Source organism: Bacillus sp. AP50, from assembly GCF_040492675.1.
GTDB classification, from domain to species: domain Bacteria; phylum Bacillota; class Bacilli; order Bacillales; family Bacillaceae_G; genus Bacillus_A; species Bacillus_A cereus.
The window spans coordinates 1-4991 of record NZ_JBEUTW010000224.1 but is presented as its reverse complement, the minus strand read 5'-3'; the positions used below and the strand labels follow the sequence as shown (position 1 = coordinate 4991).

Sequence of the window (4991 nt, the reverse complement as noted above, 5' to 3'; positions counted from 1 at the left end):
ACTGCCCGTTAATGCGGGATACAATTTTTTTATTCATATCCCTCAATTCCCATTACAACCATATAATTTCTAACCTAATTCAATTTTTGTAAAAGTTAAACCAGCAAATGTAAATTCCATAAAAGTATTAGAAAAATTAAACTTTACTTTTGAAGGTACTCTGAGAAAAAGCGAAAAATCAGCTGGAAAGCTTATCGATTTAAATATTTATTCGAAATTAATAAGCAATTAATTTTAGTCACTCTGCCCATACTCAATCAAAGTTTGGGCTTCTTTAATTTCTGTATAAAATTCAAAAGTTTGACACAATCCTGGAAAAAGCTTATAAAGAAAAGTGAGGTTCCGTTATTTTCACACTTAGTAGCGCAGTCATGTTACATACAATTTTATAAGTGTGAACGAACTACAAAACTAAAAAACAAATAATAAGTTTGCAACATGTTTGCAAATACGAATTTTGCATATAAATTCGTGTGATATTGAAAGGAGTTTTACTTATGAAAGAAATTAAAACAGAACAAGAATTCAAAGACATCATCGCAAGCGAGGAGCCAGTAGTTGTTAAGTTCTTTACTACATGGTGCCCAGATTGCGTACGTATGGACAACTTTATCGGAGATGTAATGGAAGAGTTCAATAAATTTGAATGGTATTCTATTAATAAAGATGAGTTTCCAAGTATCGCTGAAGAGTATCAAGTAATGGGTATTCCAAGTTTACTTGTATACCAAAACGGTGAGAAGCTAGGCCACTTACATAGTGCTAACGCAAAAACTGAAGAGCAAGTTACTGAGTTTTTAGAAGCATACTAAGATGAAAGCCCTCTGGAAAACATTTTCCAGAGGGCTTTCATCTGTTTTCATAATTATCTTTTGACGTTTTTCCTCGTTTAATGAATTACACCTTGTCATGATAAGAATAATATGTAGTAAGAAAAGTATTCGTTTCTTGATCCATCTCCCCTCCTATCTCTTTAGTAAATAGACTCTAATTAGGTTTACACCCTGACTTTGTACTTTTCAACATATTTTTCCTTCACGAAACTTTGTTACCCCCTTCTTAAAAAGCTATAAAACGTCAACAATGTTTGTATAGACCCACACGACTTTCGTTTGATACTCTATTTATAGAAAGAAATTCCTTTAAAGAAAGGTGAGTGATTAAAATGGATACTCTTTCTCATAAAGAAGCTGATAAAGGCGCTATTGTCAGCATTATGGCCTACATATTTTTATCCTCTATGAAAATCATCATCAGTTATATTACCCTCTCTAGCGCATTACGCGCTGACGGTTTAAATAACTTAACGGATATCGGTGCTTCTTTAGCAATATTAATTGGTCTAAAAATATCTCGTAAACCTCGTGACCCAGATCATCCGTATGGGCATTCGCGTGCCGAACAAATCGCATCACTTGTTGCGTCCTTCATTATGGCAACAGTCGGATTAGAAGTTGTTATTAGTGCCATTCAATCTTTCTTAAATCCGAAACAAGCAGCGCCCAATGTACTCGCTGCATGGGTTGCTTTATTTTCTGCTGTTGTTATGTATTGCGTGTATTTGTATACGAAAAAAATTGCAGCACGAACAAAAAGTAAATCATTAGAAGCCGCTGCAAAGGATAATTTATCAGATGCGCTCGTAAGTATTGGTACTGTAGTAGGTATTGTCGGTTCTCAGTTCCAAATGCCTATTTTAGACCCTATTGCCGCTTTAATTGTCGGTCTTATTATTTGTAAAACTGCATGGGAGATTTTCGTAGAATCTTCTCATATGCTTACAGATGGAATTGATCCTGATAAAATGGAAGAATACGCTGATGCTATTGAGCATATTGGCGGTGTGGAAAACATTGTAGATATTCGAGCACGTATGTACGGGAATCAAACGTACGTTGATATTACAATTGAAGTAGATGCTCGCATGGATGTTGGAGAAAGTCACTGTATTACCGACAACATCGAAGCTATGCTTCGCAAAAAGTTTGGAATTTACCATGCACACATTCATGTTGAGCCAATGAAAAAAGAACCTATTATGACATAGGTTCTTTTTTTATGAACGTTTTATGGAATATAACACATAAAACGAGCCAGCTACCACCAGCTGCCCATCCTGCTAATATGTCAGATGGATAGTGCACGCCAAGATATATTCGGCTAACTGAAATAGATAATACAACAAAGCTTGCTATAAGAATAATTAACAATTTTTTATGCAACGAAATACGTTCTTCAGTAATTGTGACGTATGCAATAAATCCTAAAAAAGCAGTAGCATTCATCGTATGACCGCTCGGAAAACTATATCCAGTTGCAGTAACAAGCTGCGTGACATCAGGTCTTGCTCGTTCGTACCATAGTTTAAGCATACTGTTTAAATAACGAGATCCGTAGTAATTAATTGTTAGAAGCAACGCACTAAGCAACTTTTTTCTAACGAGAAAATACATTACAAGAATAATGAGTAATGGAAAATATATTCTTTTGGAACCAATAAAAGACACCCAAGTAAAATAGGTCGTCAAATAATCGTTTCGAAAGCTTTGAATAAAATGTGCGACTATATTGTCAAAGTTCTCAATACAAGCGGTATGATACGAAAGTGATAATACGACAAAACAAATGAGTAACGTAAAACTTAGCAAGTATAAATGTCGATATCGTTTCACATACATAACCTCACTATGCAAAAAAATGGAGCGGTTGTTTTAGTTTTCCTCTCCATTTCTTTTTTATGCATAGTTTATTAAAAAATATAATTATTAATTTTTTGCTTCATCTCAGGGATATCTTCTCTTGTTACAGTGAAGCGAATAACCTTCTCATCAAGATCAAGTGCCTCAGCGAATAAACCAGCTAATCCACGTGATTTTCTATCTACTTCCATAATTATTTCTAATCGGTCGTATGCACGTGGCAAAATTAATAATTCTAATTCATCTAATCTGCCGTAGTACTCTCCAGAAACCGGAATAAACTCAAATTCTTGTGCGAATGGAACTTGTTTACGTAATCGGTGCGGTAATTCTTCACATTCTATATGACGTGCTTTAAACCCTAATTCATTTACACTATCTAAAACACTACTTAATAATGCATTAGGTAACACTTGAACGTAGTCGCGGTCACTTGGGTCTATACTACGTTTAATATCAAGACCTGTATGAATCCAAACCGTTTTCATACCAAGTGTAAGTGGTGCTTCAATTGGCATTGGAAAAGAAAATGGAATGTCAACTGTTTCATTCGGTTCTACAGAAAAAGGTTCGGTTAAGCGTACTCGCTCTAAATCATATGTTGCTGTTACTTTTTTATCATCCACTTCTCGTACATACGACGTCGATAATGTTAAGTAAATGCTTTCAATTTGTTGGCTAATTGAACCTCCAGTTATATGAACCTTTCCAACTATTTCTTCCCCAACAATATACTCATCTTTTTCAAGAACAGTATCTACCTTTGCACTTCCAATACCAACGCTTGCTAAAAACTTTTGAAACATGGAGTCTCCATCCTTTCTAAAGCAGAAGCTACATCTTGTTTTAAATCTTGTACATTCTCATAGTACGGCGTTTTTATTTGTAACATTCGCATAAGCATTTCGCGATTATAATGTTCCAAAGTTAATTCTTCGTACCATGGTTTTTCCTGTTTTTCATTAGATTCATATCCTGCATATAATAAAAATAATGAGAAATGACCGAGCGCATAAAAGTCGCTACGAAATTGAACTTCTCGCATCAAAGCTTGTTCACCTTCGTAAGTTGTAACTCGCTCATCATCCTCACCTTTCCATTTAGCCAATCCAAAATCAATAATACTAATTTGATTTTCTTTCATTAGTATGTTTGGAATGCGTAAATCTCGATGAATAATGCCTTCACTATGAAACACCGATACAATTTCTAATATTTCATATAAAATTTCAAAAACTTCACGTTCTGTATATACATACCCATCTATGAAAATATAATCTTCAAAATTTTTACCAGGCATGTACTCCATCACAAAGAAGCTCTTTTTCTCCCATAGGAAATGATCATATAGACTAGGAATTGCATGATGATTTAATGTTTGTAAAATCATTTTCTCTTGTTCAAATGATTTTCTACCAGACTCATATCTTTGTTTACTTTGTCTTAATTGTTTTAAGACTTTATATCTATTTATTTGTAAATCATTAACGACATATGTAACCCCATAACTGCCCATTCCAATTACTGATTCAATTTTATAACGCTCTGCAACAATTGTATTTTTTCGCAGTGGTCTATCAAATAATGCTAGTACACGACGCCATTTCATCAGCTACTTGAAAAGAAGCTACGGCTTTTACGTTTTCTTTTATAATGTTGATGTCCATAACCAGATGAACGTCGTTTATAATCGCTACTTGAATACGAGCGCCCTCTACGACGATAATCACTACTTGAATACGAACGATATTTTTTCTTTCCTAATAAAGAATCAATAATTTTTTTGAACATTCCTTCACCTCTTGAGTAAAATTTCCTTTTCATTATATCAATAATTATTGACTATATTTGTGACAGGTTTGTAAAGAGTAAAAAACGACGAGTTATGCCCGTCGTTACTTTCATTCATCCTCTTCATCAAAAACTTCATCAATCATGCATTTCTCTAATAAATACTCAAATGTAATATCTGCGAGATCTTCAATTTCTTCTCGTTTTGGGACGTACCCTCTTTCAATTAGTTGCTCATAAAAAAACTCCGCAATCTCTTCCGTATCAATCACGACTTCAATTTCCTTCATGAGCATCACTCCTTTATTTCTGTTTTATGAAAAAATCTCAAAATTATGTATATGAGATTAGAAAAATAGATTTTATTTTTTTATAGGTCATAAGCTTTGGACGAGATGCATACGATTGTAGTACAAGCTATTCAAAGGGGGAAATAATAATGGAAAATCAATATGAAGTAGGACAAACAAAAGAAGAGTTCATGCATGAAGATCAATGGGC

7 protein-coding genes and 2 pseudogenes are annotated in these 4991 nt (G+C 34.0%); 4 read left to right on the top strand and 5 right to left on the bottom strand.

Translation table 11 applies throughout. From position 1 onward, the window contains the following. Positions 1-76 precede the first annotated feature (76 nt). The 3 genes and pseudogenes from ABWK52_RS17450 to ABWK52_RS17440 all read left to right on the top strand — a co-directional run. Positions 77-232 (top strand): annotated as a pseudogene (locus ABWK52_RS17450) (GNAT family N-acetyltransferase); the annotation flags it as partial. Between the two features lie 265 nt (positions 233-497). Then, positions 498-812 (top strand): thioredoxin family protein, encoded by a 315-nt coding sequence (locus ABWK52_RS17445; protein WP_000658787.1) that lies wholly within the window; start codon positions 498-500, stop codon positions 810-812. Positions 813-1165: 353 nt separating this feature from the next. After that, the gene (locus ABWK52_RS17440) at positions 1166-2047 is read left to right on the top strand and encodes a cation diffusion facilitator family transporter (protein ID WP_000380385.1); all 882 of its coding nucleotides are present in this window, start codon (positions 1166-1168) and stop codon (positions 2045-2047) included. Here ABWK52_RS17440 and ABWK52_RS17435 read toward each other — a convergent pair. The 5 genes from ABWK52_RS17435 to ABWK52_RS17415 form a co-directional block, all read right to left on the bottom strand. Next, on the bottom strand, positions 2037-2672 hold the full coding sequence (locus ABWK52_RS17435; RefSeq protein WP_000833370.1) for a phosphatase PAP2 family protein: 636 nt from the start codon (positions 2670-2672) through the stop codon (positions 2037-2039). The genes ABWK52_RS17440 and ABWK52_RS17435 overlap by 11 nt on opposite strands. A 77-nt stretch (positions 2673-2749) precedes the next feature. Continuing rightward, positions 2750-3505, bottom strand: a complete 756-nt coding sequence (locus tag ABWK52_RS17430) for a sporulation protein (protein ID WP_000486611.1) — start codon at positions 3503-3505, stop codon at positions 2750-2752. Beyond that, positions 3487-4308 carry a serine/threonine protein kinase gene (locus tag ABWK52_RS17425; protein WP_000872065.1) on the bottom strand — a complete coding sequence of 274 codons (822 nt, stop codon included), beginning with the start codon at positions 4306-4308 and terminating at the stop codon, positions 3487-3489. The genes ABWK52_RS17430 and ABWK52_RS17425 overlap by 19 nt, the downstream gene beginning before the upstream one ends. Continuing rightward, complete coding sequence (locus ABWK52_RS17420; RefSeq protein ID WP_000473371.1) at positions 4308-4490, bottom strand: hypothetical protein; 183 nt, start codon at positions 4488-4490, stop codon at positions 4308-4310. Before ABWK52_RS17420 ends, ABWK52_RS17425 begins: the two co-directional genes overlap by 1 nt. A 110-nt stretch (positions 4491-4600) precedes the next feature. Beyond that, complete coding sequence (locus ABWK52_RS17415; RefSeq protein WP_000658451.1) at positions 4601-4780, bottom strand: YozD family protein; 180 nt, start codon at positions 4778-4780, stop codon at positions 4601-4603. 114 nt (positions 4781-4894) lie between these two features. On the opposite strand from ABWK52_RS17415, the pseudogene ABWK52_RS29790 reads away from it, so the two are divergent. Further along, positions 4895-4991 (top strand): annotated as a pseudogene (locus ABWK52_RS29790) (DUF3930 family protein); the annotation flags it as partial.

Excerpts from the sequence above, each read along its gene's own strand:
- ABWK52_RS17445 (WP_000658787.1), top strand. The coding sequence starts at position 498 with ATGAAAGAAATTAAAACAGAACAAGAATTCAAAGACATCATCGCAAGC.
- ABWK52_RS17440 (WP_000380385.1), top strand. The coding sequence starts at position 1,166 with ATGGATACTCTTTCTCATAAAGAAGCTGATAAAGGCGCTATTGTCAGC.
- ABWK52_RS17430 (WP_000486611.1), bottom strand. The coding sequence starts at position 3,505 with ATGTTTCAAAAGTTTTTAGCAAGCGTTGGTATTGGAAGTGCAAAGGTA.
- ABWK52_RS17425 (WP_000872065.1), bottom strand. The coding sequence starts at position 4,308 with ATGAAATGGCGTCGTGTACTAGCATTATTTGATAGACCACTGCGAAAA.
- ABWK52_RS17420 (WP_000473371.1), bottom strand. The coding sequence starts at position 4,490 with ATGTTCAAAAAAATTATTGATTCTTTATTAGGAAAGAAAAAATATCGT.
- ABWK52_RS17415 (WP_000658451.1), bottom strand. The coding sequence starts at position 4,780 with ATGAAGGAAATTGAAGTCGTGATTGATACGGAAGAGATTGCGGAGTTT.